Raw genomic sequence first — 24,531 nt, 5'->3', positions numbered from 1 at the left:
GGAACATAAATGATCTTGGTCTCCAACGCCGTGCCCGGCAGCCACCGCACGCTCGGCGACGCCATCGACGCGGCCGGCGAAGGCGGTGTGATCAGCGTCGGGGCCGGCCGGTACGAAGAGAACCTGCTGCTGACCAAGCCCGTCACGCTGACCGCCGAAGACGGCCCCGGCACCGTGGAACTGGTCGCGCCGTCGGGTGCGGCGGTGGTGCTGGCGGCCCGGACCGCCGCGCTGTCCGGCATCAACATCGTCAGCGAAGACGACGAGCAGGCGGCCGTGGTGGTCGGCGAAGGCCGGTTGAACCTGACCGAGTGCTCGGTGAGTGCCGCTTCGTGGACGGCTGTCTACGCGTTCGGCAATGGGACGCTGGCGATCCGGGGTTGCCGGATCAGCAACGAGCAGGGCGCCGGGGTGGTCGTGACGTCCACCGCAGGCAGTTCGGTGGAGGAGTCCAAGTTCGAGGAGCTCGGCACTTCCGCGATCGTGGTGGCCGAGCAGGGCGTGCTGACCGCGCGCGGGTGCAGCGCGGCGCGCACCGGCGGCAACGGGATCTGCGTGAACGGCCGAGCCCAGATCGAAGCGGAGAACCTCCAGCTCAGCGAGGCCGTGAAGCCCGCGATCGCGATCGAGCAGGACGCATCGGCCAGGTTTCGCGGCGTCGCGGTGCGCGGCACCTCCGGTTTGGGCGCGTACCTGGCCACCACGGGCGAGGTCTCGCTGGAGGAGTGCGTGTTCGACGACACCGGCCGGGACGGGGTGCTGATCACGGAGAAGACCACCGCGACGCTGCACAAGTGCGCGGTGCGGCGCAATTCCGGGTACGGAATCCGCGCTTCGGCGGACACTTCGGGGACCATCAGCGACACCACCGTCGCCGACGTCGCGGGCGTGGGGGTCGCGTTGGCCGACCGGTCCACCGTGGCGCTCGAACGGGTCACCGTGAACAGCGCCGAGGGAGCCGCGGTCAGCGTCAGCACCACCGGCGATCCGGTGCTGCGCCGGCTGCAGGTGCAGGACTGCGGCGGCACGGCCGTGGAGCTCACCGGGGAGGGCCGGGCGCGGTTGGAGCACACCGAGATCGACCGCTGCGGCGCGATGGGAGTGCAGATCACCGAGCAGGCCCGCGCCGAGGTGCAGGGTTGCAGCGTGCGGGCCGCCGCGACCTCCGGGTTCGTGGTGAACGACGAAGCCGGCGGAACCTTCGAGGACTGCGACGTCTACCTCTCGGGCGCGGACGGGTTGTTCATCGGCAAGAACGGCCAGGCCACTTTGGACCGTTGCCGGTTGCGTTCCAGCAACGCCAACGGTGTTCAGCTCACCGGTTCCGCGCGGGCGCAGTTCACCGGCTGCGAGTTCTTGGAGAACGAGGGCGACGGACTGCGCGTGCACACCGACCAGGAGGCGGTGGTGCGGCAGTGCACCGCGAAGGACAACGGCGGCGCGGGCATGCGCCAGCTCGTGCCCACCGCCGTGCTGTCGGTGACCGAGTTCTCCAGCAGCGGCAACGGTTTCCCGGACGCGCACGGCACGGCGGACGCCGGCGGCCCGGCGCAGCCCGCAGCGAGTTCCGATGGGCCGGGTGCTGCGCCGCCGCAGCCGCAGCAGAAGCAGCAGACGACCACGAAGGCCGGGACCAGCTCCGGCAACAACGCGACGCTGGACGAGATGTACCGCCTGGTCGGGTTGCACGGCGTGAAGCGGGACGTCGCCACGCTGGTGAATTTGAACAAGATGGCCAAGCGTCGGCAGGAGGCAGGCTTGTCCGTGCCGCCGATGAGCCGCCACCTGGTGTTCGCCGGTGCGCCCGGTACCGGCAAGACGACCGTGGCCCGGCTTTACGGGGCGGTGCTGGCGGAGCTGGGGGTGCTCACTTCCGGACACATGGTGGAGGTGGCGCGGGCCGATCTGGTCGCGCAGGTCATCGGTGGTACGGCGATCAAGACCACTGAGGCGTTCAACCAGGCGCTCGGCGGTGTGCTGTTCATCGACGAGGCGTACACGCTCAGCTCGTCGAAAGGCGGCAACGGCCCGGACTTCGGCCGGGAGGCCATCGACACCTTGGTCAAGCTGATGGAGGACCACCGGGACACCGTGGTGGTCATCGTCGCGGGGTACTCCAAGGAGATGCAGGAGTTCATGGACAGCAACCCCGGCCTGGAATCCCGCTTCAGCCAGACCATCGAGTTCGAGAACTACGCGGCGGACGAGCTGGTCACCATCGTGCGCCACCAGTGCCACAGGCATGACTATCAGCTCGACGAGAAGGCCGCGGAAGCACTGCACGACTACTTCGAGAAGATCCCGAAGGACGGCACCTTCGGCAACGGCCGCACCGCCCGCAAGATCTTCGAGAAGATGGTGGCCCGGCAGGCGACCAGGCTCGGCATGATCTCCGACGCCTCCAACGCGGACCTCACCCGCCTGCTCGCCGAGGACCTGGGCTGAAAACGCCACTTCACCGACCACGGTGAGTTGCTACCGGGGCCGCGGGGAACTCCGCGGCGGTGCGGCGACCCAGCGCCGCCCCGGCATCCGGAGATCCGCCGCCTGCGCAACCGGGGCGTCGAACTCGCGGACGGGCACCTCGTTCCAAGCCGGTACGGGTGCCCGTCGCCCGGTCGTTCGCGCACTGCTGCGGACGACCGCGACGCGCAGGCCGATCTTGCACACCCGCCCTTGAACCGGCCGGCTTGTTCCGGGTACGTCGCTCACAAGATCGTCGCGGCGCCTGAACCCGCATAGCCATCCGGAGAACGGCAGGCGTGCCTCAGACCGTGTTCATCGGCTCCCGCGCGGCCGGCGGCAGCTCCGCGGGGTCGCCGACCGGCCACCTCACCGGATCCGGCCCGAGCGCGCTGAGTTCGGTGATCTGCAACGCGGCCCACGGCGAGATCTCAGCCGTCCCCGCGGCCACTTCGGCGGCGAGCGCGGCCCACGGCGTCCAGCGCACCGCCTCCACCTCGTCCGGATTCGGGTCGGTGCTCACGTCGACGATCGCGCGGAACACCGGGCACATCTCGTTCTCCACCATGCCGTTGCCCATCACCGCGCGGTAGCGGAACCGCGGCAGCACCAGGTCGACATGTCCGACCTCGGCGCCGAGCTCGTCGGAGAGCCTGCGCAGCACCGCGTCGCGCGGGGTTTCGCCCGGCGCGGGATGCCCGCAGCAGGTGTTGGTCCACACGCCCGGCCACGTGGGTTTGCTCAGCGCTCGCTGGGTGAGCAGCAGTTCGCCGCGAGAGTTGAACACGTAGCAGGAGAAGGCCAAGTGCAGTGGGGTGTCCTCGTGGTGGACGGTCGCCTTGTCCGTGGCGCCCGAAGGCCGTCCTTCCTCGTCGAGCAGGACCACTTGTTCCATCACTCTTCCTCCTTCTCACCAGCGCGAAATTCGATCATGCCACCTCGATGCCCCGGCAAAGCCGACCGCTCATCTCGGCCACTCGTCCGAGTGGCCCCGGCGGACTCGGCACCACGAGGGCCGAAGCGGGCTGCGACTCCTTCGCACGGCCCCACCATGGTGGTACGCACCACGTCTGCTCAAGCTCGCCGCAGGCCACGCTCCCGGCTCCGTGGCCGCCTCGCACCGACGCACCTGGAAGCCGCCCAAGCCGCTGCTCGCACCGCCTATCATTCCGGGGGCCTCTCCTGCGCCCGAACGGCCTCGGCGCGGGTCACCAGCGGGAAAGTGAGGATCATGACGGGGATCGCCGATGACACCGGGTCCTGGCTCAGGCGCTTTCACCCGGCTGCCGCTCCGGGGCGGCGGCTGGTGTGCTTCCCGCACGCCGGTGGTGCCGCCTCCTACTACTTCCCGATGTCGAAGGCGCTCGCGCCCGACATCGAGGTGCTCGCCGTGCAGTACCCGGGCAGGCAGGACCGGCGTGCCGAGCCGTGCCTGAACAGCGTTGAAGAGATGGCGGAGCGGGCACTCGACGGAATCCGGCCGTGGGCGGACGAGGCGCCACTGACGCTGTTCGGGCACAGCATGGGCGCCTCCGTGGCGTTCGAAGTGGCTCGACGGCTGGAATCCGGCGGCACTCCTCCGCACGCGCTGTTCGTGTCCGGCCGGGCCGGCCCGACCCGGACTCGCAACGAAGGCGTGCACGCCCTCGGCGACGCGGAGTTCGTCACCGCGCTGGCCACGTTGGACGAGGGCACGGCGGCGGTGCTGGCGAACGAGGAACTGCTGCGGATGGCCATGCCGTCGCTGCGGGCGGACTACCGGGCGGCGGAGACCTACACCTACCGGCCCGGCACCGACGTGAGCTGCCCGGTGGTGGCGATGGTCGGGACCGACGACCCGAAGGTCACCGCCGAGGAAGCCGACACCTGGCGCGAGCGCACCAGCGGACCGTTCGAACTGCACACGTTCCCCGGCGCGCACTTCTACCTGAACGACGAGGCCGCGAACGTGCGACGACTCATCCACCAGCACATGTGACCTGAGGCACGTTCTACTGGAGTTCGAGTGCGCTCGAAGGCGCATCCTCCGGTGATGGACGAGTTGCCGCGGACGGCCCGGGATCACCTGGCGGCGCTGGACGAGCGCCTCCGGGCGATCGCCGACCGCGTCGAACTCGTGGACCTGACCGGCCGCTACTTCTGCCTGCTCGACGAGCAGGAATTCCCGGCGGGCTGGGCGGATTCGGTGTTCACCGCGGACGCCTGCCTCGAATTCCCCGGTCGGCTGTGCGGCGACCGGGGCACGATCGCCGAGTTCCTGCGCGGGGACGCCGAACGCTACGACCGCACCCAGCGCATCGGCGCCGACCACCTCGTCACCGTCCGCGGCGACACCGCATCGCTGTGCTGGAACTCCATCGAAACCGGCGCCCGCCCGGCGGGCGACGAGGACCGCTACCGCACCATCGGCGGCCGCTACCGCGCCGAAGCCGCCCGCACGCCCGGCGGCTGGCGGCTCACCCACCTCTTCCTCCGCCTCATCTGGTCCACCTCCGACGCAGGCCCGCCGAGGTGAACGCCCGCCCGACCCCATCGGGGGAATTCACCTGACGTGGCGCGCGGCCTTGGCGGGCGTGGTGGCTTTGAGGAGCATTTCCTCGTACTCGGCGGTGGGGTCCGAGGCGAGCACGACGGCGCCGCCCGCCCCGATCCGCCAGTGGCCGCCGGTGCGCACGAGGGTGCGGATGACGATGTTGAGGTCGGCGTTCCCGTTGCAGCTCAGGAATCCCAGCGCGCCGGAGTAGACACCGCGAGCGGAGCTTTCGAGCTCGTCGATCAGTTCCATGGTGCGCAGCTTCGGCGCTCCCGTCATGGAGCCGCCCGGGAAGCACGCGCGCACGCAGTCCAGCGCGTCCCGCCCGTCGGCGAGCTCGCCGCGCACGGTGGACACCAGCTGGTGCACGGTCCGGTAGCTCTCCACGTCGCGCAGCACCGGCACCCGCACCGATCCGGGCCTGCACACTCGGCCGAGGTCGTTGCGCAGCAGGTCGACGATCATCAGGTTCTCCGCGCGGCTCTTCGGGTCGGCCGCCAGCTCGGCGCGCAGCCGAACGTCGCGCTCCGGCGTGTCACCGCGCGGCGCGGTGCCCTTGATCGGCTTCGCCTCGGCGATCCCGTCGCTGATCTTCAGGAAGCGTTCCGGCGAGGAGCACGCGATCTCGACCTCACCGAACGACAGGAAAGCCGAGTACGGCGCCGGATTCAGCGTCCGCAGCCGCCGGTAGGCGTCGAATCCGCTGCCGTGCACGGGAATCGTGGCCGTGGTGGTCAGGCAGATCTCGTAGCTCTCCCCCGCCAGCAGGTGTTCCTGGCAGCGCGCCACGTCCCGCCGGTAGTCGTCGCGGTCCAGCAGCGGCGCGAGGTCGGTGACTCCGCCGCCGGTGTCCGGGGCGGTCAGCGGGCGGATCCGCGCCAGCGCGCGTTCGGTGTCGGTGAGCCAGCGTCGCGCCTCGCTCTCGCCGACACCGGGGCCGCTGAGCGCGACCAGGTGGGTGGTGCGCGCCTCGTGATCGACCACGAGGAACCGGTCGGCGAAGACCCAGATCGCGTCCGGGGTGTCGGCGACGTGCCGGTTCGGGGAGCCGCATTCGGCTTTGAGCTCGTAGCCGAAGTAGCCGATGTAGCCGCCGACGAAGTCGAACGGCAGCCGCGGCGCCCGCACGTGCCGCCGGGCGAGTTCCCGCCGCAACCGGTCGAAGATCGACTCCTGCCCGGGGCCGACGTGGTGGCGCAGGACCTCGGCGAGCGGGCCTGCCGCGTCACCGAGGTAGGAGAACCGGGCGAGGCCCGGTTGCACCCGCGAGCTGTCCAGCCAGAACGCGTCCGCCGACGCCGCGAACAGCTCGGCGAACGCGGCATCGGCGTTGATCTCCGAGGGCAGCGTGACGACGTGCGCGGTGTAGTGGATCGGCGATTCGCCGGAGGGCGCGGCTTCGGACCGCTCCGAGCCCGGTTCCGGATCGAGCTCCACCGGCCGGGACACGTCCGGCGCGGCGCTGCCGTACGGGGCCGCGCCGCGGACCGCCCGGTCCTCGCGGCTGAGGCGGCGGAAGTTCCGCAGCAACCGGGTGCCGAAGTCCGTTTCGATCGACTCCGGGTGGAACTGCACGCCCCAGCGCGGCAGCGTGCGATGCCGCAGCGCCATCAGCACGTCGTCCTCGGCCCACGCCAAGGCTTCCAGCTCCGGCGGCAGCGGTTCGGCCACGCACAACGAGTGGTAGCGCACCGCGGCGAACTCGGCGGGCATGCCGTCGAACAGCGCATCCCCGCCGTGCCGGACCTGGCTGCGGTGCCCGTGCCTGGCCGCCGGGGCGCGCACCACCTCGGCGCCCTCCGCGACCGCGATGCCCTGATGCCCCAGGCACACGCCGAGCACCGGCACGCTCGCCTTCCGCAGCACGTCCCGGCACACGCCGAAGTCCCGTGTCCTGCGCGGATCCCCGGCCCCCGGGGAGAGCACGACCGCGTCGTAGCCGTCCAGTTCGAGCTCCGCCGGTTCGACGTCGTTGACCACGACCGTCGGCGCCGTCCCGTTCACCTCGGTGATCTGGTGGAACAGGTTGTACGTGTACGAGTCGTGGTTGTCGATCAGCAGGGTCCGCACCTCGCCATCCTCCCCGCTCGCCGCCCCGGCTGACCGCGGACGGCGGCCAACCCCACATCTACGGAGTGCAGCCGGACGACTCCGTTCGGTGCGGTACGCGCTCGCGAGGGCGGCGTCCGGCCGGTTCGGGGAGACCTGCCGGTGCTGGTACGCCGCGAAGATCAACGGCAGAATTCGGTGGTGACCGAAACTGACATCGCCCTGTTCGACGAGGACTACTGGGACCGGGCCGCCGAGGTCGAACGCGCGCTGCGCGAGCAGGCCCCGGTCCACCTCGCCTCGCCGCGATCCGGCACCCCGTTGTGGGTGATCAGCCGCTACGCCGACGCTCGCGCCGCGCTCAACGATCCCCGGCTGTCCAAGGACTCCGACCGCCTGAACGCGGTCATCCTCAGCAAGCTGCCCGAACCGGCGGATGAACTGTCCGGCCTGTTCTCCAAGCACATGCTCAATTCCGACCCGCCGGATCACACCCGGCTGCGCAAGCTGCTGGCGCGGGACTTCACCGCCCGCCGCATCGCGAGCCTGCGGCCACGGGTGGAATCGCTGGTCACCGAACTGCTGGACGGGCTGCCGACGGACGAACCGGTGGATCTGATCGAACGGTTCGCGTTCCCGCTGCCGATCACGGTGATCTGCGAGCTGATGGGCGTGCCCGCCGAAGACCGCTCCCGGTTCCGGGACTGGACCGGGGCGCTGATGAACCCCGTGCACAACAGTGACGGCCTGACCGCCTCCCGCGAGATGGCGGTGTTCTTCCGCGACCTGTTCGCGGCGAAGCGCGCGACTCCCGGCGAGGACCTGATCTCGGCGCTGACGGTCGCCTCCGACGACGGCGATCGGCTCTCCGAGGAGGAACTGCTGGCCACCGCGTTCCTGCTGATCGTCGCCGGGCATGAGACGACGGTGAACCTGGTCGGCAACGGCGTCCGCTGGCTGCTGGGGGAGCCGGCGAAGTGGGCGGCGCTGCGGGAACGCCCGCAGCTGCTGCCCCGTGCGGTGGAGGAGGTGCTGCGGTTCGACGGCCCGCTGCGGATGGCCACGCACCGTTTCACCACCGAGGACGTCACCATCGGCGAGGTCACCATCCCCGCGGGCGAACTGGTGATGATCAACCTGACCTCGGCGAACCGGGACTCCGCGCAGTTCGAGCACGCCGATGAGCTGGACCTGGAGCGCGCGCACTCGGGGCACCTCGCCTTCGGGCACGGCCTGCACCACTGCCTCGGCGCCCCGCTGGCCCGCCTCGAAGGCGAGGTCGCGTTCGCCGAACTCACCCGGCGCTTCCCGGCGGCCCGCCTCGCCGTACCCGGCGAAGACCTGCGCCGCGGCACCAGCCTCATCATGAACGGTTTCCGGTCCTTGCCGGTGGTGCTCGCCTGAGCCCCGGCAACGCGTCACGGGCAACCTGGTGGGCCTGGTGAGCGTGCTCGGGACAGGACGACTCTGGGGAGCTGACATGTCACGTTGGGGATGGATCGGGATCGCGGCGACGGCGCTGCTGGTGAGCACCGCGCCGCAGGCGGCCGCCGCGACCTGGGCGGATGAGCCGCTGCCGGAGCGGGACACGTCCGCGGCGCTCACTTCCGCGGCGAGCGGCGACGGCGCGACCTGGGCGTTCGGCTCTTGGAGCACGTCGATGCCGCAGCAGCACAGCATCGCCTACCTGCGGGATCAGCACGGCTGGACGGAGGTGCCGACACCGGACATCGGGCGGCTCGACGATGCGGTGGTCGTGTCGGCCGATGACGTGTGGGCGATCGGCGCGGACGCCAAGTACGGCTTCGGCTCCTCGCTGCACTGGGACGGCGCGCAGTGGACGGAGGCCGGGTTCACCGCGCCGGGCAACCGCAACGGGGCTCGCGGTATCGAGGCGCTCGGCACCGACGACGTCTGGGCCGTCGGCTCGTCCTACGACGACGAGGCGGGCACGGGACGCGGTTTGGCGCAGCACTGGGACGGCTCCGCGTGGCGGGACGTCCCGGTTCCGCAGCGCGCGGGGAACTGGACGTTCTCCGACGTCACCGGCTCGGCACCGGACGACGTGTGGGCCGTGGGCAACGACGGCGGTTACCCGGCGCAAGGCCTGGCGATGCACTGGAACGGCCAGGCGTGGACCGAGGTTCCGGTTCCGGACGTCGAACTCGGTGAGCTGCGCGCGGTGCAGCTCACCGAAGCGCAATCCCTCGCTGCCGACGACGTGTGGGCGACCGGCAACGTCCACGACTCCTCCGGCGACACCACCACCTTCGAACCGCTGCTGCTGCACTGGGACGGCCAAACCTGGTCCTATGTGGACGCTCCCCGGGACGCTGGTGCCCGGCAGGACCTGGTCCGCGCAGGCGACGAGCTGTGGTCGCTGGGTGAGCGGCTGCTGCACTTCGACGGCACCGGCTGGCGGCAGCAGGACGGACCGCCCGCCGGTGCCGCCGTCGGCGGCACCGAGCTGGCGGACGGGCGGCTGCTGACCGTCGGCAGCTCGGGCGGCTACCCCGATGTGAACCCGTTCGTCTCGGTACGCCAGAACTGACCCCGATACCGGGCGGCCGCAATTCCCGGCCGCCCGGTATCGGGTCTTCCGTCCCCGGAAATCCGGGCCGTTGTCCTCTCACCCGCGCAGCCGGCGACCGGCAAGCTCAGCGAACACGCCCGCACCGAGCCGGGAGGGGACGCCGTGCACCGCTACGAACAACGCCTGCTCGCGGAGATCGAGAACCGGCTCACCGTCGACGACCCGGAGTTCGCCCGCACGTTCTCCCACGCCGACCCGCCGCCCGCCGCCGGGCGGGCACGGCTGGTGCTGGGCGTGTTCACCGGGGTGCTCGCCGTGATCTGCCTGCTGATCAACGACGCCGCCGGTTTCGCCCTGTGCACCGCGCTGTCCGCGGCCCTGATCACGACCAGGTCCTGGCACTTCTGGTCTTCGTGAACCCGTGCGAACGGACCCGCCAGGTGATCTCGGCTTGTACGATCACGCCCCGTGCACCCCTATCCCGGTTCCGCGCCACCCCTGGTGACCATCGGTGACATCGCCTGCACCCAAGACGAGGTCATCACCCCGTCCGGCCGGGCGCCGATCGCGAACACCACGTGGACGTTCACCGACATGAGCCGCACCACCAGGGAGATCCCGGTGTGGGCGATCGTCTGCGCGATCGTCTTCTTCTTCCTGTGCTTGCTCGGTCTGCTCCTGCTGCTCGTCCGGGAGGAACGCACTCAAGGCACGGTCCAGGTGACCGTGCAGGGCCAGGGGTTGCTGCACGTCACCCAGATCCCGGTGTTCGCCCCCGCCGCCGTGATGGACCTCGGCGCCAGGGTCAACTACGCCCGAAACCTCGCCTTCCGTGGCTGACCGGCCGCGCTCGCGCACGGCCGGCCACGGGGATCAGGCCCGTTCCAGGTCGGACTGCTTCACGTAGACCCAGCGGTGGTTGTAGGAGACGGGGACGTAGGTCTCGGAACCGTTGATCTGGGTGTGGTTGTTCGGGTCGTCGAGCTCGTCGTAGGTCGCGTAGTAGTCGATCGCGTCGACCGGGCTTCCCGTGACGTACGCCTGACCCGCGGGGATCGTGTACGGCAGCGGTTCGAGCTCTTCCGGTTCGATGCCGTCCGGGTAGTCCGCCGCAGCGGGCAGCGGCCTGCCGTAGGTGGGGATTCCGTCGCGGACCGGCGTGCGCAGTTCGGCGTCGTCGGCCGCGGCCGTGTTCGCGCCGTCCGGGTCGTGCAGCCACGCCTTCTGGCCGTCGAACCAGATGGCCAGCCAGTCGCCGGAACGTTCCGCCACGGCGTACTGCCGTCCGGCGCCTGCCTTGTTGCCCCAGTCGTCGATCTTGGTGGTGCCGGGACCGCCGTCGGGGTGCAGTACGGGCGAGCTCAGCAGCGGGGCGTCGTCGCGGGGCTCGGTGCGCAGGTACAGGAAGTTCGCCGGCTGCGCGGGCAGCACCTGGCAGTCCTCGTCGGGCGGGCAGCTGGTGACCTCGGGGCGGTTGGTCTCGAAGTCCGGGTTGATGGTGACCGCGTCGCCGTCGGCGGTGCCGGAGTCCGACGGGGCGCCGATCAGCTCCATGTAGTGCGTCCAGTCCCAGAACGGGCCGGGGTCGTAGTGCTCGCCGCCCGCCTTCGCCGGAGCTTCGGCGGTCACCTCGTCGTGGCCGAGGATGTGTTCGCGGTCCAGCGGGATGTCGTACTCGTCAGCGAGGTGGCGCACCAGCTTCGCCGACGCGCGGTACATCGGTTCGGTGTACCAGGTGCCGCCTTCGGCCGCCCAGCCCTCGTGCTCGATGCCGATGGAGTGCGTGTTGCGCTCCCAGCTTCCCGCGTGCCAGGCCATGTCCTTGACCGGCACCATCTGCGTGATCTGCCCGTCGGAGGACCGGACCACGTAGTGCGCGGCGGCGCCGTGCGCGGGGTTCTGGAACGCGGTGATGGTCGACTCGTAGGAGACCTCGGTGTCGTGGATGACGATCGAGTCGATGTCGAAGTCGTCCGGGCGGTTCGCGGTGTCGTAGTTGCCGTAGCCCGCGGCGGGATCTTCCGGGTCGGTGGGCTCGTAGGCCGCCGGGATGTACCGGCAGTCCAGCTCCTCCGGGCACTCCAGTTCGGACTCGTCGACGGCGGGACGGGCCGTGGTGGCCGGTTGCGCGTCGGCGATCTTGGGGAACGCGAGGCGCTGCCCGGTGGAAGTGGTGCGCGCACGGCCCTGGCCGAGCACGTCGTACACGTCGTCGGCGAAGGAGCGCGCCGCAGTGGTGTCCGGGTCGCCGCTGAGTTCGGCGACCGCCGGGTACCAGCCGCCGACGTCCTCCGGCAGCTCACCGGCCGAGTCGAGAGCCCGGTCGGCGAGCAGCGCCGCTCCGGCGCGGATGTTGGCCACCGGGTCGGCCTTGAGGTCCTCCGGCGCACCGTCCACGAGTTCCGCGGCCTCGGTGAGGGTGTGCAGCGTCGGGTCGGCGCCGAGCTTGACGAGTTTCGGGTTGCGTTCGCGCAATTCCTGCTCGTCGATCTCGACGAGGTGCATGGGGCCGTAGCCGCCCGCCCTGCTCTGCTCGCCGTGGTGGTCCTCCCACCTGGTGAGTTGGAAGGACACCGCCATCAGCAGCGAAGTGGGCACGTCGAACTCGGCGGCGGCGGATTCGAAAGCCCGCTGCTGCACGGTGTCCGGACGCTCCGGAGTGTCGGCGAACGCCGCGGCCGAGGCGTTCGCGGGCAGCGCGATCGCCACCGCCAGCACGGTCGCCGCGCGTGCGCGGCGCCGCTTGCGCGAGTGCGCCGCCTCGGCGTCGTTGGTTCGGGTGCGCAATCGTCTCATTCAGACCTACCTAGCTTTTCGGGGGCTCGCGCCCGCACAACGGCGACACGGCGCGCGGACCGGGAACATCGGGCGGCGCCGTTGACGGTCCCGCGCAGCTCGCTCGCGAATGTGATCACCCTACCCAGCCGAGACCACCACATCCGGGCACGAACCGGAGACAAAAGGGCAAAGAAGGCTCCGGCGGACTTTTTCGAACTCGCGAACAACCCCATCGCGGGGCAGGCGTCCTACGGGGTGAAAGAGCACGGGATACCCGTGCAGAACCGAGAAGGGGGAACATCACCATGTCGCTCACCAGGACCCGCAAGTTCGGTGCCGCCGCCGCCCTGTTCAGCGGTGCGTTGTTGCTGGTCGGTTGCGGCCAGGCCACTGGTTCCGCGCCGGAGGGCGTGTCGAACGCCGCCATCCAGCAGGGCGGGTCCACAGAGGACATCTCCGCCTCCCCGTGCTCCGCCGAGGACTTCAAGGTCGACCTGAACCCGCAGCCCGGGCGGCCCGGCGTGTTCCTGCTGGCGGCCACGAACACCTCGGACAAGGCCTGCCCGGTCTCGGGCTGGGCCACGCTGACGCCCGAGAACATGGCGGGTGAGCCCCTCGAGGTGCCGACCGAGAACGTCGAGATCCCGGGCGGTTTCGAGGAGATCTCGCTGGAGCCGGGCCGCACCGCGTTCGCGGGCGTGCACCTGGAACTCGGCGACAAGAACGAGGTTCCCGCCGCCACCGGGTTCAAGGCGAGCTTCCAGGACACCTCCGGTCAGGTCAACGCGGACATCGTGAGCGGCGACCAGGAATACTTCGAGTACGCGATCGAGTCCATGCAGATCGGCACGTTCCAGCCTTCCCCGCAGGGCGTCACCTTCTGATTCTTCCGGTCTTCCACCGGCATTTCTTCGACGATTCCAGCACCACCACCGCTGATCGCGGCGTGACCAGTGCTGCCGAAATGCGGCGGAATTCGCCGATTCGAAGCCCCCGTTCGCTTCGCCCGTCCCGGGCGTCGTGGCGGGGGCTTCGCGCGCCTCAGCGTTCGCGGGCGCAGCCGAGGCGGTGGTTGATCTCGGCGAAGTGCGCGGTCATCGCGTCCCGGGCGGCGGCGGCGTCACCTGCGCGCAGGGCGTCGACGATCGCGGCGTGCAGCCGCACCGTTTCGGCCTTCTCCGTCTCGCCTGGAGCACTGAGCACCTCGTGCGCGGTGCGGTAGGCGTCCCAGAAGACGTCCACGAGCTGGCCGATCAACGGGTTGTCCACCCGCGAGTACAGCACGCGGTGGAATTCCCGGTCCGTCTCCGGATCCAGCTCGGTCTCCCCCATCGCCGCGCACAACGCGTCCAGTGAGTCCAATGTGGACTCATCGAGTTCACCGGCGAGGCGGCCGACGACGCCGACCTCGATGGCCGGAGGTCGCCGCGCTGGCGGAGTCCGGGGACGCATTGGCCTCGGACGTGCTCGCGCACGGCGCCACCGCCACCGGGCAACTGCTCGGCGGCCTGGTGAACGCCGTGGATCCGGAACTGGTGCTGGTCGGCGGCGGGGTCAGCTCCTGCGGGCCGGTCTGGTGGACCGCGCTGCGCGCCGCCTTCGCCGCCGAGGCACTGCCCGCGGTGCGCGACGTGCCGGTCGTGGCAGGGGAACTCGGAAGTGACGCCGCGGTGCTCGGCGCCGCACGGATGGCTTGGGAAGAACTGGGATGAACGCCGTACTGGACAGGTTGCGCGGACGACTCGTCGTCTCGTGCCAGGCATACCCCGGCGAACCGCTGCGCGACCCGGAGTCGATGCGGCGGATGGCGCTGGCCGCGCTGCACGGCGGAGCCGCGGGCATCCGCGCCCAGGGCCTCGACGACCTGCGGTTGATCCGCGAGTCGGCCGGTGTGCCGCTCATCGGGCTGTGGAAGGACGGTGCGGAGGGCGTCTACATCACGCCGACCGCGGGTCACGCCGTCGCCGTGGCCGGCACGGGCGCGGACATCGTGGCGTTCGACGCCACCGGCCGGGAACGCCCGGACGGGAAGCCGATCTCGGACACCATCGCGGCGATCCACCAAGCGGGCCGGCTCGCGATGGCCGATGTGTCCACATTGGATGAAGGTGTGCGGGCGGTGGAACTGGGCGTGGACGTCGTCGGCACCACGCTGTCCGGCTACACCGGGTCCGCGCCGAAGCCCGCCGGGCCGGACCTGGACCTGGTGGAGGGCCTGGTCGGTGCCGTCACGGTTCCGGTGATCGCCGAGGGCCGCATCCACACCCCGCAGCAGGCGGCGGCCGCGATGAGCCGGGGCGCGCACGCGGTGGTCGTGGGCACCGCCATCACGCACCCGACGACGATCACGAGCTGGTTCGCCGACGCCATCACCGACTGAGCACCGCGCGGGATTCCCGTTCGATGACATCGCGGTCGGCGGACTCCGGCTCCGAGGACTCAGGAGACCTGGCTTCGGCCCGCGAGCGGGCGGTGGCCAACCACAGCACTCCGCCCAGGAACGGTACGAACGCCAGCGCGCACCACTTCAACTTCCGACCACCGACGAGTCCGGGTTCGACGAGGATCGAGGTGATCGTGCCGAGCCACACCACCGCCGCCAAGGTGAACACGATCTGCTCGGTCATGCCGGCACCCGCGGCTTCCAGAACGTGATGCAAGGGAAACTCCGTTCGCAGCTGGTTCCGCCGGTCGGTCACCGGCAGGAATCACCATCGCAAGCGCAGCGCGCCCATCACGTCCGCCGATCGACCCGATCGCCCGGCCGAAAGTCTTGATCCATCGGCCGAATGACCGATCGCGCCGGAAGCGCGCTCACCGGATGACCACTCGACGACGGGCGTCACCGCGGCCGATGACGAACCACAGCAGGCTGCCCAGGAACGGCGCCATGAACGCCACCACGACCCAGACCAGCTTCATGCCGCCGCTCAGCGCGGATCCGAGGATGCTGAAAAGCGCCGCGATGAACAGCAACGCGTATCCGGCGAGCAGGACCAACGGCAAGTTGATCACCAGCGCGGCGAGGATGCTGTCTTCGGAGATGAGGTCGGTCTGCTGCTGCGCGATCAGGGACATCATTCGAGGGGCTCCGTTCCGAGTGGCCAGCCGGGGCGTCCGCCGCCGACGAAAACCACTCTCACACCCGAAGCCCTCCCACCACGTCGGCTGATCGGTCCGACACCCCTTGACCGAAAGGCTAATCCACGACCACCCACCGGATTCCTGCACCACAGCAAGGACTTCCACCCGGCCGGACGCTCCGGCGGGCTTCGCCCGGTGGGCGGGGATCAAGATCTGAACGCCGAACGCATCGCCCGCCCGGTGTTCGGCCGAACCAGGGAGCGGATGAAGGAGGCATCGACTGCCCGGGTCAGCTCACCTCGTGTTGCGCGACGGTCCAGGTGCGGGCCTGGTCGGAGATGGTGATGCCGAGGCCGGGGCGGGGTGAGAGGTGCATGCGGCCGTCGGCGGTCTCCAGGTGTTCGTTGAACAGCGGGTCGAGCCACTCGAAGTGCTCCACCCACGGCTCGTGCGGGTAGGCGGCCGCGAGGTGGACGTGGATCTCCATCGCGAAGTGCGGGGCGAGTTGCAGTTTCCGCTGCTCCGCCAAGGCCATGACCTTGAGGAATTGGGTGATGCCGCCGATCCTCGGCGCATCGGGCTGGACGATGTCGGCGCCGCCGAGGCGGATGAGCTCGGCGTGTTCGGCGACGCTGGCCAGCATCTCACCGGTCGCGATGGAAGTGTCGAATGTGGACGCGAGCAGGGCGTGGCCCGCCGCGTCGTAGGCGTCGAGGGGTTCCTCGATCCACACCAGGTCGAGCGGTTCCAACGCCCGGCACATGCGGCGGGCCGTGGGTCGGTCCCACTGCTGGTTCGCGTCGACCATCAGCGCCACCCCGTCGCCGATCTTCTCCCGCACCGCCGTGACGCGGGCGATGTCGGTGGCGTTGTCCGGGTGCCCCACCTTGAGCTTGATGCCGCCGATACCGCTCGCGACGGATTCCGCGGCCCGCTGCACCACTTCCTCGATCGGCGAGTGCAGGAAGCCGCCCGAAGTGTTGTAGCAGCGCACCGAGTCGCGGTGGGCGCCGAGCAGTTTCGCCAGCGGCAACCCGGCGCGCTTGGCCTTGAGGTCCCACAGCGCCACGTCGAACGCGGCGATGGCCTGGACCGACAGTCCGCTTCGCCCGACGGAGGCGCCCGCCCACACCAGCTTGTCCCAGATCTTGCCGATATCGCTGGGATCCTCACCGATCAGCACCGGTGCGATCTCGCGGGCGTGCGCGAACTGGCCGGGGCCGCCTGCGCGCTTGGAGTAGCTGAAACCCACGCCTTCCTGCCCGGAAGCCGTGCTGATCTCCGCGAACAGCATGGCGACCTCCGTCATCGGACGCTGCCTGCCGGTGAGGACCTTCGCATCGCTGATCGGCGTCGACAACGGCAACGTCACCGAGGAGATCTTGACCCGGGTGATCCGATCGAGGCTGGCGGACTCGGGCATCACAACGCTCCATTCAACGAGGTGCGGAGCTCCACAAGAGTCCCGCACAGAACCATCTTTTGATCCGTGTCTTGTCATCGGCGAAGCCGATGAGCAGCGACCACCAAAGCAACAGGACCACCGGCGGGTTCTCAGCCTCTTCTCACGAGGACGGCTTTCTCCCTCGTGGCGGAGCCACTCTGGACAAAGATCCCGCAGCGAGAAGACCACTGAGGTTCCGCTACCCGACCCCCTACGCGGACCTGCGGGGAAGACCGCTCAAGCGGAGTTGAAGCGGATTCGTTTGATCGGTCCCATGACGGCGAATCCGATCAGGGCGAGCACGCCGTGGGCGGCGACGAACCACAGGGCGATGGTGAAGGAGCCCGTCGCCTGCACGGTGTAGCCGATGACGATCGGGGTCACGATGCCCGCCGCGTTCCCGAAGGCGTTCATCGTCGAGGCCACGAAGCTCGACGCTTCCGGCGGCGCGATGTCCGTGGTGATCGCCCAGCCGAGCGCGCCGATGCCCTTGCCGAAGAACGCCAGCGTCATCAGGGCGACGATCACCACGCTGCTGTCGGTCAGGTTGCACAGCCCGATGCTGGTGGCCAATGCCAGACCCACCACGGACGGCACTTTCCGGGCCGCGGTCAGCGAATATCCGCGCCGCAGCATCCCGTCGGACAGGAATCCGCCGAGGAGTCCGCCGCCGAATCCGCACACCGCGGGCAGCGCCGCCACGAACCCCACTTCGAGCAGCGTCAGGCCGCGTCCCTGCACCAGGTACACCGGGAACCAGGTGATGAAGAAGTACGTCAGCGCGTTGACCGCGTACTGCGTGATGTACACGCCCCACAACGCGCGGGCCGAGAAGATCTGCTTGATGGTCGTGGCGTTCAGCGGCGCGCGGGGCTGAACTTCGGCCGTCGAACCGTCCTTCGGCGCGTCCAGGTCGACGAGGCCGCCGCCGGAGCGGATGGTCTCGAACTCCGCGGCCGTCACCCTCGGGTGGTTGCGGGGCGAGTCCATCCACCGCAGCCACAGCGCCGCCAGCGCGAGCCCGAGGACGCCGAGCATCACGAACACCCAGCGCCAGCCGAATTGGTGCGTGATCCAGCCCATGATCGGCGCGAACAGCGCGGTGGCGAAGTACTGCGCGGAGTTGAAGATCGCCGTCGCCCGGCCGCGTTCGGCGGTGGGGAACCAGGCCGTCGCGACCCGCGCGTTCGCCGGGAACGCGGGTGATTCGAACGCCCCGAGCAGCAGCCGGAGCAGGAAGAGGATCGTCACCGCGATCAGCACCGGCGTGGTGATCAGCCCGACGAGGCTGACGGCGACCGTCACCAGCGTCCACAGCACGAGGCTGAACGCGTAGACCCGGCGAGCTCCGAACCGGTCGAGCAGCACGCCGCCGGGCAGCTGTCCCACCACGTAGGCCCAGCTGAACGCCGAGAAGATGTATCCCAGCTGGACGGTGCTGAACCCGAGGTCGGCCTGCACGCTGCTGCCGGTGATGGACAGGCTGCTGCGGTCGGCGTAGTTCACCACCGTGATCGTGAAGATCAGCGCCAACACCAGATATCTGGTGGGAATTCGCGGGCGAACGGCTTTGTTGTCCGTCGTTCGCCCGACTGCTTCCGACTCAATGTCAGACATCGTCGTCCTCCGCTGTGGAAAGCGAACCGGTCATCCCATCGGAACTCCCGATCTCCGAGTGTCAGCAGACTAGGGGCGGCAGCTCATGCCCTGCTAACACTGTTTCGGCATCATCCGATGCCGAAAAGGAATCAACATTCCGATCGGCCCAACGCCGACGACCGACCGGAGCAGTGCCGACTTCCGGGCGAAGAATCTTCCGTTCCGCCGCCGAAGCGGACTCGAAATGAATACCCTGCCGCGCCGGAACCCTTCCCGAACGCGCCGAAATGTCCGCTTGCTCCATCCCGGTGGTCAGCCTGGAATAACGATGGAGATCCTGCAAACATGATCCGTGAAGCCGATGAGGCTTCCGCCGGTCGTCCATTGGGGGAAACCGGACTGGGGTCCAACAGAAAATAGAGGAAGAAACGATGCGGATCACGAAGAAGGCGGTCGCAGCCGCCGTGCTGACCGGCGCCGTCATGGGGAGCACCTTGGTCGGGGGCGGTGCCGCCGTCGCGACTCCGGCCGAGTCGGACGGGATCATCCACATCCAGGGAACCTGCGGGGACACGAAGAATCCCTCGGTCCGCGGGGGCGCGGCCGGGTGGACCCTCACCTGCGGCGGTGGAAAGATCCGAGCGCAGGGCTGGGTCAAGGACACCAAGGCGGACGGCAAGGCCGCCGAGGTGTACGGATCCTGGGACGACGGTGACAGCTTCGGCACCGTCCGGGCCGGCGGGAACGGCACCACGAAGAAATTCGACAAGTCGCATTCGGGGTCGCGCGTGGACCTCTACCTGCGGGTCATCTGATCCACGGATTGCGCGAGGTATCCGCCGCACTCGTGCGGCCGAGATACCGGTGATCGATCAATTTTAATGAATTGCACGCACGCGCGGCGCGGAGAAATGCGCGCCGCGCGTGCCACCATGCGCACAACTCGCCGAATTCCACTCCGAATTCGACGACGCTCCCCTCCGGAATCCGCTTCCTGGAACGCCCGGTACTCTCCCTTGGGAAGCGTACGGGGGAGGGATCACGATCAGCACTCGATGCGCCACGGGCCGGCACGACCACCACGACGTGTACGAGGCCCAATGTCCCTGCCGGGCGATGCTGGATCTGCTCGCGAACAAGTGGTCCGCGCTCGCGATCGGCGCGCTGGAGGAGGGACCGCACCGCTTCGGCGCATTGCAACGCCGTTTGCAGGGCGTCAGCCCCAAGGTGCTCACCCAGACCCTGCGCAGGCTGGAGTCCGCCGGGCTCGTGGACCGGACCATCTACCCGGCCGTGCCGCTGCACGTCGAATACGAGCTCACCGAACTCGGCCACGGCGCCGCCGCCCCGCTCAACGCCCTGCGCACCTGGGTCGAGGACAACCTCGACCACACCATCCCGGACTGAACCGGACCCCGCGATCGCACAATTCGCCGGAATCGAACGTCGTGACACGTTACCGTTCGGCGCGTGACCGCGATTTGGACATCCGACCCGCACCAAGGCTGGAAATTCCTCTCCCCCACCGATTATCCCGCCGAAAGCGTCCTGCACGACCTGGTGGAACAGGCACCACAGATGCTTCCCCTCGCCGGCTCGCCCCGGCTCACTGTCCTGGGGCGCGAGGTCCGCCTCGGCAAGGGATACGCGGATCTCATAGGCGTGGAGACCTCCGGACGCATCTCGGTCATCGAGGTCAAGCTCGCGGGAAACTCCGAAGCCCGGCGGGCCGTCGTGGCCCAAGTCCTGTCCTACGCCTCGTACTTGCAAGGCCTTGACACGAACCAGCTGGAAGAGCGGATCATCGCTCCATACCTGAAGAAGCACGGGCATGAGACCGTGCTCGGTTTGATGCAGGCCGAATACCAGGAAAATTCGCTCGATCCTCGTGCGTTCGAAGAAGGTCTCGCGCAGAGCCTCTCCAACGGCGCCTTCCGGCTCGTGATCGTGCTGGACAGCGCACCGGATGAACTCGTCCACGTAGTCGGCTACCTGGAATCGATCACCGACGAGCTCGTCATCGACCTGATCACCGTTGCCTCCTACGAGGTGAACGGCCAGCGCATCGTCATTCCCCAACGGATAGAACCCGCCCGGCGAACCGCCGAGTTGTCCGACGCTGAAGTGATCGACCGCCAGGCAGACGGGCTCCAGCCGGGTTCTGCCGACTTCCGCGCTGCGATCGACGATGCACCCACCGACCAGCGGGAGCTGCTGTTGCGGCTGACCGCGTGGGGCGAAAGCCTGGCAGCGGAAGGACTCTGCACCGTGTCCACGTATCACGGAGAAAAGTCCAAAACCCTACTGCTCCGAATCGCGGACAAGAGTGGCCTCGTCACCGTCTACAAGGAGACCAGGTCCGTATACCTCAAGTTCTGGCGAAGCAAGTTCACGACCTCCGCGCCGAACGCGCTACGGACTGTGGAGTCAGTGCTCGGCGGCCCGGTGAGACAAGGGTCGACCACCCGAGACGTTTCCGACGATCTGCTCAACACGCTCACAGACGCTTATCGCGAGGCAGCGGCGAGAGAAACCTACTCAGAGGGTGCGCATTAGCTCAGGCCGGTCGCCGGTGCACGGCGCGTAGCTGACACCGAATTCCCGGGCCTCCCGCATGCGCAGCGCGTTGGTGGCGGCGGACTCGTCGGCGCAGCCGAAGGAGATGCCGAGTAGGACCTTCTGGTCCCGCGCTCCCAGCTCGCCGCGGATGCTGTCGGCGTAGGCCTCGCGCCGAGCTCCGCGAAACCACCCGGTTCCACTCGCGAGAGCCGTCGATCCTGGGCGCACCGGAATCGGTTACCGCGCAAGGAGAATCTTGGTCACCCGGTGTCGGTGACGCGGTCGAGCCAGGTCGCCAGCAGGGTGCGTTCGGCTTCGGTGAGCGCGGTGAGGCCGTCCAGCCCCTCCCGCAGCGCGAGTGCGGCGCCGACCTCCGGTGCGGCGTGCCGAGGCGGGAGTTCGCCGCCGTCGGTGATCGCGGTGATCGCCGCCTCGCGGGCGAGGTCGGCCAGTTCGAGATCCCGCTCGTGCCAGGGAATACCCAGCAGTTCAAGGGTCGTGCCGCGCGCGGCGGAGTGCACCAGCCGGACCGCGCGGCGCTCCGGGACGGTGAGCCGTCCGGCTTCGGCGATGCGGCGGATCCGGGCCGCCAGCAGCTCGGTGACCCGTCGATCGGCGCTCGATTCGCGGCCGGTGCGTGGCGCACCGTAGACGGCCGCATAGGCGGCGGGGTTCTCCAGCCCGAAGCCCACGTGCAGGTCCCAGCCTCCGCGCAGGTCGTCCACGGGGTCACGACGGGCCACCGCCACTGATCGATCCACATAGGACTCGAAGAGGAGCCCGGTGACGGCGTCGAGCAGGCCGCTCTTGTCGCCGAAGAAGCGGTAGATCGTCGGAGCCTGCACGCCCGCCGCCTCGCAGACCGCGCGCGTGGTCATGGCATCGGGACCACCGTCGGCGAGCAGCGCGGACGCCGCATCAACGATCCGCGCACGCACGTCCCTCGACACGGGACCGATGTTAGTGCTCACCCGCTATCGACGGTGAGGCTGATTTTCACCGTTTTCCGCAGGTCTGCCGCCGCCCACCGCGAACGGCTGCCGAGGACGAGCATGTTCGCGCAGATCGGCACCACTGGCTCCCAGGAGGCGATCCACCCGCTTCCCGGGCGATCGAGATCGGCTCCCGAGAAGCCGCCCGGAACCACTCCGATGCCTGCGCATCGACTCCGCAAGCGAGATCGCCTACCTCCGCAACGGCGGCACCCTCCCCTACGTCGTCCGCCAAGCCCTCAACGACGCCTGAGGCGAATGTCCGTTCGCCCAGTGCGACCGGGCGAACGGGCCGCTACCAGCCACGCCAGGCGAATATCCCCTTTGGCCGGCGCGGACGAAGGGGACGTTCACCTGGAACGCGATGAGCCGCTGGGACTCCTCGCTAATATCAACAGCGGGTGTCAGGGGATGAGGAGGACTCGGCCGAAGGCGGCTCGGCTCTCGATGTGGCGGTGGGCCTCGGCGGCCTCGGCGAGCGGGAACTCCTCGTCCAGCACGACGGTGAGCTCACCGGACGCGACCCGGCCGATGAGGCGCTCGACGACGGCCCGCGTGCGCTCCGGATCGTGCTCCATCTCGCCGCCGAAGTAGACGCCGTTGAGCGAGGCGCTCTTGAACATCAGCGGCCCGAGCCGCGGCGGGCTCGTCTCCCGGCCCGCCTGCCCGACCCAGCTGATCCGTCCCCGGTAGGCGAGCGCGCCGACGCTGCCTTCGAGGGTGCTCCCGCCGACCGGATCGACGACGAGATCCACCCCGCGCCCCTCGGTGAGCTCCCGCACCCGTTCGACGACGTCGGTGTCCTTGTAATTGATCGCGTGGTCGAGTCCGAGCTCGGCGAGCCTGGTCAGCTTCTCCGCACTGGAGGCGGTGCCGATCACGGTGGCTCCGGCGGCCTTCGCGAGCTGCACGGCGGCCAAGCCCACCCCGCCCGCCGCGGCCTGCACGAGCACCGTCTCGCCGGCGCGCAACCGGCCGAACTCGAACAGGCAGTCGTCGGCGGTGCCGAACTCGACCGGGATGCCCGCCGCGAGCCGCAGGTCCAGCTCGTCCGGTACCGCGTAGACGTCGCCCTCCTGCGCCACGGCCAGTTCGGCGTGCGAACCGTCGGGCATGAACGCCACCACCCGCTGCCCGGCGCGCACCGAGGTCACGTCCGCGCCGACCGCCTCGATGGTGCCCGCGGCCTGGTAGCCGACGATGTGCGGCGCGTCCTCGAACGGCGCTCCCTGCCGATGCAGCAGGTCACCGCCCTGCACGCTGACCGCGGCGACGCGCAGCAGCACCTCACCGGACCGCACCTCGGGGTCCGGGACGTCCTCGTAGCGCAGGACCTCGGGACCGCCGTTCTCGTAGTACACCGCCGCCTTCATGCGACCTCCGCTGCTCTTGAGTTTCCCTGAGTCAGGTGTGCCCGTGCCCCGGCGGCGGCGAAACCGCCGAGCAGTCACCATCCGGTCAACCGGCAGCGGGCCGCGAATCATCCCGCCGGAGAAGTCCTAAGTGGACGAGACCGTCCGGTGAACGGGTCAGCCGGTTCCGGCCGCCCCATAACGCCGGGCCAACCGGGCGAAGGCTTCCTGGAGCTCCGGCGGCCCCACGACCTCGATGTCGGCGTCGTACCGGCCGATGGTGGCGGCCAGGCCGACCCAGGACCACGACCCCAGCACGAGCCGGCAGCGATCCGGCCCGAGTTCCTCCACGACCCCGTCATGGGCGAACCGGGACACGGCGGCCGCGGGCAGGTCGAGGATCACCTCACCGCGGCAGGGCCAATCGGTGGCGCCCATGAACTTCTCAGCCACGAAGGCCGCCACGTCCCCGCCGGGCAGTTCACGCGGCGTGAAGCGTGGACCGGTGGGCGTGCGCGGCGCGATCCGGTCGGCGCGGAAGGTCCGCCAATCGTCCCGGTCGAGGTCCCACGCCACCAGGTACCAGCGCCCGCCCCAGGTCACCAGGTGGTGCGGCTGCACCCGGCGCGGCGGCGCCGCACCGTCCCCGCGGGGTGCGGCGTAGTCGAATCGCAGCACTTCGCGAGCGTGGACCGCGGCCCCCACCGCCACCAGAACCTCGGCGTCGACCTGCGGAATCGCCCCGCCGCGTTCGACGGCGGTGACCCGCAGCGCGTCGATCCGGTGCCGCAGCCGCGCGGGCATCACCTGCCGCACGGTGCTCAGCGCACGCGTCGCGGCCTCCCCGATGTCCGCGCCGGCCCCGGCTGCGATCTGGAGTGCGACGGCGAGGGCGACGGCCTGTTCGTCGTCGAACAGCAGCGGCGGCAGCTCCGCGCCCGCCTCCAGCCGATATCCCCCGTCGGGTCCTTTGACGGCCAGGATCGGATAGCCGAGTTCGCGCAGCCGCTGCACGTCGCGGCGCACGGTGCGCTCGCTGGCGTCCAGCCGCTCCGCCAGCAACCGCCCCGGCCAGTCCCGGCGCGCTTGCAGCAACGACAGCAGAGCCAGCAACCGCCCTGAAGTTCCGTGCATGAATTCGATGG

25 protein-coding genes are annotated in these 24,531 nt (G+C 69.6%); 13 read left to right on the top strand and 12 right to left on the bottom strand.

The features are described from left to right. Positions 1 to 9 precede the first annotated feature (9 nt). Complete coding sequence (locus tag H2Q94_RS03390) at positions 10 to 2,445, top strand: right-handed parallel beta-helix repeat-containing protein (RefSeq protein WP_243791903.1); 2,436 nt, start codon at positions 10 to 12, stop codon at positions 2,443 to 2,445. A gap of 322 nt (positions 2,446 to 2,767) precedes the next feature. On the opposite strand, the gene idi is transcribed toward H2Q94_RS03390, so the two are convergent. After that, positions 2,768 to 3,358, bottom strand: a complete 591-nt coding sequence (gene idi / locus H2Q94_RS03385; protein ID WP_243791901.1) for an isopentenyl-diphosphate Delta-isomerase — start codon at positions 3,356 to 3,358, stop codon at positions 2,768 to 2,770. Between the two features lie 336 nt (positions 3,359 to 3,694). On the opposite strand from idi, the gene H2Q94_RS03380 reads away from it, so the two are divergent. Together H2Q94_RS03380 and H2Q94_RS03375 are read left to right on the top strand one after the other, a co-directional pair. Next, a complete protein-coding gene (locus H2Q94_RS03380) occupies positions 3,695 to 4,441 on the top strand; it encodes a thioesterase II family protein (protein WP_243791898.1) in 747 nt (248 codons plus the stop codon). Positions 4,442 to 4,495: 54 nt separating this feature from the next. Continuing rightward, on the top strand, positions 4,496 to 4,978 hold the full coding sequence (locus tag H2Q94_RS03375; RefSeq protein ID WP_243791895.1) for a nuclear transport factor 2 family protein: 483 nt from the start codon (positions 4,496 to 4,498) through the stop codon (positions 4,976 to 4,978). 27 nt (positions 4,979 to 5,005) lie between these two features. Here H2Q94_RS03375 and pabB read toward each other — a convergent pair whose 3' ends face one another. Next, entirely contained in the window at positions 5,006 to 7,066 is a 2,061-nt protein-coding gene (gene pabB / locus H2Q94_RS03370) for an aminodeoxychorismate synthase component I (protein WP_243791893.1), read from the bottom strand. A 180-nt stretch (positions 7,067 to 7,246) separates the two neighbouring features. Between pabB and H2Q94_RS03365 the strand changes: the two genes are divergently transcribed. The 4 genes from H2Q94_RS03365 to H2Q94_RS03350 all read left to right on the top strand — a co-directional run bounded on the left by H2Q94_RS03365 (position 7,247) and on the right by H2Q94_RS03350 (position 10,418). After that, positions 7,247 to 8,449 carry a cytochrome P450 family protein gene (locus tag H2Q94_RS03365; protein ID WP_243791891.1) on the top strand — a complete coding sequence of 401 codons (1,203 nt, stop codon included), beginning with the start codon at positions 7,247 to 7,249 and terminating at the stop codon, positions 8,447 to 8,449. Positions 8,450 to 8,525: 76 nt separating this feature from the next. After that, positions 8,526 to 9,596 carry a hypothetical protein gene (locus H2Q94_RS03360; protein ID WP_243791889.1) on the top strand — a complete coding sequence of 357 codons (1,071 nt, stop codon included), beginning with the start codon at positions 8,526 to 8,528 and terminating at the stop codon, positions 9,594 to 9,596. Positions 9,597 to 9,740: 144 nt separating this feature from the next. Then, positions 9,741 to 9,995 carry a DUF3040 domain-containing protein gene (locus H2Q94_RS03355; RefSeq protein ID WP_243791887.1) on the top strand — a complete coding sequence of 85 codons (255 nt, stop codon included), beginning with the start codon at positions 9,741 to 9,743 and terminating at the stop codon, positions 9,993 to 9,995. 51 nt (positions 9,996 to 10,046) lie between these two features. Then, positions 10,047 to 10,418 (top strand): hypothetical protein, encoded by a 372-nt coding sequence (locus H2Q94_RS03350; protein WP_243791885.1) that lies wholly within the window; start codon positions 10,047 to 10,049, stop codon positions 10,416 to 10,418. A 33-nt stretch (positions 10,419 to 10,451) separates the two neighbouring features. Here H2Q94_RS03350 and H2Q94_RS03345 read toward each other — a convergent pair whose 3' ends face one another. After that, positions 10,452 to 12,365, bottom strand: a complete 1,914-nt coding sequence (locus H2Q94_RS03345) for an N-acetylmuramoyl-L-alanine amidase (RefSeq protein ID WP_243791883.1) — start codon at positions 12,363 to 12,365, stop codon at positions 10,452 to 10,454. 296 nt (positions 12,366 to 12,661) lie between these two features. Here H2Q94_RS03345 and H2Q94_RS03340 point away from each other — a divergent pair, with 296 nt between their 5' ends. Continuing rightward, entirely contained in the window at positions 12,662 to 13,240 is a 579-nt protein-coding gene (locus H2Q94_RS03340; protein ID WP_243791881.1) for a DUF4232 domain-containing protein, read from the top strand. 157 nt (positions 13,241 to 13,397) lie between these two features. On the opposite strand, the gene H2Q94_RS03335 is transcribed toward H2Q94_RS03340, so the two are convergent. Beyond that, the gene (locus H2Q94_RS03335) at positions 13,398 to 13,718 is read right to left on the bottom strand and encodes an FCD domain-containing protein (protein WP_243791879.1); all 321 of its coding nucleotides are present in this window, start codon (positions 13,716 to 13,718) and stop codon (positions 13,398 to 13,400) included. Between H2Q94_RS03335 and H2Q94_RS03330 the strand changes: the two genes are divergently transcribed. Both H2Q94_RS03330 and H2Q94_RS03325 read left to right on the top strand, forming a co-directional pair. Further along, a complete protein-coding gene (locus tag H2Q94_RS03330) occupies positions 13,718 to 14,068 on the top strand; it encodes an ROK family protein (protein ID WP_243791877.1) in 351 nt (116 codons plus the stop codon). The genes H2Q94_RS03335 and H2Q94_RS03330 overlap by 1 nt on opposite strands. Further along, positions 14,065 to 14,736: an N-acetylmannosamine-6-phosphate 2-epimerase gene (locus tag H2Q94_RS03325; protein ID WP_243791875.1), complete on the top strand. Its 672-nt coding sequence runs from the start codon at positions 14,065 to 14,067 to the stop codon at positions 14,734 to 14,736. Before H2Q94_RS03330 ends, H2Q94_RS03325 begins: the two co-directional genes overlap by 4 nt. On the opposite strand, the gene H2Q94_RS03320 is transcribed toward H2Q94_RS03325, so the two are convergent. The 4 genes from H2Q94_RS03320 to H2Q94_RS03305 all read right to left on the bottom strand — a co-directional run bounded on the left by H2Q94_RS03320 (position 14,726) and on the right by H2Q94_RS03305 (position 18,501). Then, on the bottom strand, positions 14,726 to 14,983 hold the full coding sequence (locus H2Q94_RS03320; RefSeq protein ID WP_243791872.1) for a hypothetical protein: 258 nt from the start codon (positions 14,981 to 14,983) through the stop codon (positions 14,726 to 14,728). The genes H2Q94_RS03325 and H2Q94_RS03320 overlap by 11 nt on opposite strands. Before the next feature lie 187 nt (positions 14,984 to 15,170). Further along, positions 15,171 to 15,437, bottom strand: a complete 267-nt coding sequence (locus tag H2Q94_RS03315) for a PLD nuclease N-terminal domain-containing protein (RefSeq protein WP_243791870.1) — start codon at positions 15,435 to 15,437, stop codon at positions 15,171 to 15,173. A 292-nt stretch (positions 15,438 to 15,729) separates the two neighbouring features. Beyond that, positions 15,730 to 16,863, bottom strand: coding sequence for an L-talarate/galactarate dehydratase (locus tag H2Q94_RS03310; RefSeq protein WP_243791868.1), 1,134 nt, complete (start codon positions 16,861 to 16,863; stop codon positions 15,730 to 15,732). Positions 16,864 to 17,121: 258 nt separating this feature from the next. Further along, the gene (locus H2Q94_RS03305) at positions 17,122 to 18,501 is read right to left on the bottom strand and encodes an MFS transporter (RefSeq protein WP_243791865.1); all 1,380 of its coding nucleotides are present in this window, start codon (positions 18,499 to 18,501) and stop codon (positions 17,122 to 17,124) included. A gap of 413 nt (positions 18,502 to 18,914) precedes the next feature. On the opposite strand from H2Q94_RS03305, the gene H2Q94_RS03300 reads away from it, so the two are divergent. From H2Q94_RS03300 to H2Q94_RS03290, 3 genes are all read left to right on the top strand, one after another. Continuing rightward, the gene (locus H2Q94_RS03300; RefSeq protein WP_243791862.1) at positions 18,915 to 19,298 is read left to right on the top strand and encodes a hypothetical protein; all 384 of its coding nucleotides are present in this window, start codon (positions 18,915 to 18,917) and stop codon (positions 19,296 to 19,298) included. A gap of 301 nt (positions 19,299 to 19,599) precedes the next feature. Then, the gene (locus H2Q94_RS03295; protein WP_243791860.1) at positions 19,600 to 19,890 is read left to right on the top strand and encodes a winged helix-turn-helix transcriptional regulator; all 291 of its coding nucleotides are present in this window, start codon (positions 19,600 to 19,602) and stop codon (positions 19,888 to 19,890) included. 63 nt (positions 19,891 to 19,953) lie between these two features. Continuing rightward, positions 19,954 to 21,039: a PDDEXK family nuclease gene (locus tag H2Q94_RS03290; RefSeq protein ID WP_243791858.1), complete on the top strand. Its 1,086-nt coding sequence runs from the start codon at positions 19,954 to 19,956 to the stop codon at positions 21,037 to 21,039. Here the strand turns inward: H2Q94_RS03290 and H2Q94_RS03285 are convergent. From H2Q94_RS03285 to H2Q94_RS03270, 4 genes are all read right to left on the bottom strand, one after another. After that, positions 21,022 to 21,270, bottom strand: coding sequence for a hypothetical protein (locus H2Q94_RS03285; RefSeq protein WP_243791856.1), 249 nt, complete (start codon positions 21,268 to 21,270; stop codon positions 21,022 to 21,024). The two genes, H2Q94_RS03290 and H2Q94_RS03285, sit on opposite strands and share 18 nt — an antisense overlap. A gap of 32 nt (positions 21,271 to 21,302) precedes the next feature. Beyond that, a complete protein-coding gene (locus H2Q94_RS03280; RefSeq protein WP_243791854.1) occupies positions 21,303 to 21,992 on the bottom strand; it encodes a TetR/AcrR family transcriptional regulator in 690 nt (229 codons plus the stop codon). A 446-nt stretch (positions 21,993 to 22,438) separates the two neighbouring features. Beyond that, positions 22,439 to 23,407 (bottom strand): quinone oxidoreductase family protein, encoded by a 969-nt coding sequence (locus tag H2Q94_RS03275; RefSeq protein ID WP_243791852.1) that lies wholly within the window; start codon positions 23,405 to 23,407, stop codon positions 22,439 to 22,441. A gap of 156 nt (positions 23,408 to 23,563) precedes the next feature. Then, entirely contained in the window at positions 23,564 to 24,520 is a 957-nt protein-coding gene (locus tag H2Q94_RS03270; protein ID WP_243791849.1) for a helix-turn-helix transcriptional regulator, read from the bottom strand. Positions 24,521 to 24,531 lie beyond the last annotated feature (11 nt).

Source organism: Saccharopolyspora gloriosae, assembly GCF_022828475.1.
Classification (GTDB): Bacteria; Actinomycetota; Actinomycetes; order Mycobacteriales; family Pseudonocardiaceae; genus Saccharopolyspora_C; species Saccharopolyspora_C gloriosae_A.
This window is presented reverse-complemented; position numbering and strand designations above follow the sequence as displayed.

Excerpts from the sequence above, each read along its gene's own strand:
- H2Q94_RS03390 (WP_243791903.1), top strand. The coding sequence starts at position 10 with ATGATCTTGGTCTCCAACGCCGTGCCCGGCAGCCACCGCACGCTCGGC.
- idi (WP_243791901.1), bottom strand. The coding sequence starts at position 3,358 with ATGGAACAAGTGGTCCTGCTCGACGAGGAAGGACGGCCTTCGGGCGCC.
- H2Q94_RS03380 (WP_243791898.1), top strand. The coding sequence starts at position 3,695 with ATGACGGGGATCGCCGATGACACCGGGTCCTGGCTCAGGCGCTTTCAC.
- H2Q94_RS03375 (WP_243791895.1), top strand. The coding sequence starts at position 4,496 with ATGGACGAGTTGCCGCGGACGGCCCGGGATCACCTGGCGGCGCTGGAC.
- H2Q94_RS03360 (WP_243791889.1), top strand. The coding sequence starts at position 8,526 with ATGTCACGTTGGGGATGGATCGGGATCGCGGCGACGGCGCTGCTGGTG.
- H2Q94_RS03340 (WP_243791881.1), top strand. The coding sequence starts at position 12,662 with ATGTCGCTCACCAGGACCCGCAAGTTCGGTGCCGCCGCCGCCCTGTTC.
- H2Q94_RS03330 (WP_243791877.1), top strand. The coding sequence starts at position 13,718 with ATGTGGACTCATCGAGTTCACCGGCGAGGCGGCCGACGACGCCGACCT.
- H2Q94_RS03325 (WP_243791875.1), top strand. The coding sequence starts at position 14,065 with ATGAACGCCGTACTGGACAGGTTGCGCGGACGACTCGTCGTCTCGTGC.
- H2Q94_RS03320 (WP_243791872.1), bottom strand. The coding sequence starts at position 14,983 with ATGACCGAGCAGATCGTGTTCACCTTGGCGGCGGTGGTGTGGCTCGGC.
- H2Q94_RS03315 (WP_243791870.1), bottom strand. The coding sequence starts at position 15,437 with ATGATGTCCCTGATCGCGCAGCAGCAGACCGACCTCATCTCCGAAGAC.
- H2Q94_RS03310 (WP_243791868.1), bottom strand. The coding sequence starts at position 16,863 with ATGCCCGAGTCCGCCAGCCTCGATCGGATCACCCGGGTCAAGATCTCC.
- H2Q94_RS03305 (WP_243791865.1), bottom strand. The coding sequence starts at position 18,501 with ATGTCTGACATTGAGTCGGAAGCAGTCGGGCGAACGACGGACAACAAA.
- H2Q94_RS03300 (WP_243791862.1), top strand. The coding sequence starts at position 18,915 with ATGCGGATCACGAAGAAGGCGGTCGCAGCCGCCGTGCTGACCGGCGCC.
- H2Q94_RS03295 (WP_243791860.1), top strand. The coding sequence starts at position 19,600 with ATGCTGGATCTGCTCGCGAACAAGTGGTCCGCGCTCGCGATCGGCGCG.
- H2Q94_RS03275 (WP_243791852.1), bottom strand. The coding sequence starts at position 23,407 with ATGAAGGCGGCGGTGTACTACGAGAACGGCGGTCCCGAGGTCCTGCGC.
- H2Q94_RS03270 (WP_243791849.1), bottom strand. The coding sequence starts at position 24,520 with ATGCACGGAACTTCAGGGCGGTTGCTGGCTCTGCTGTCGTTGCTGCAA.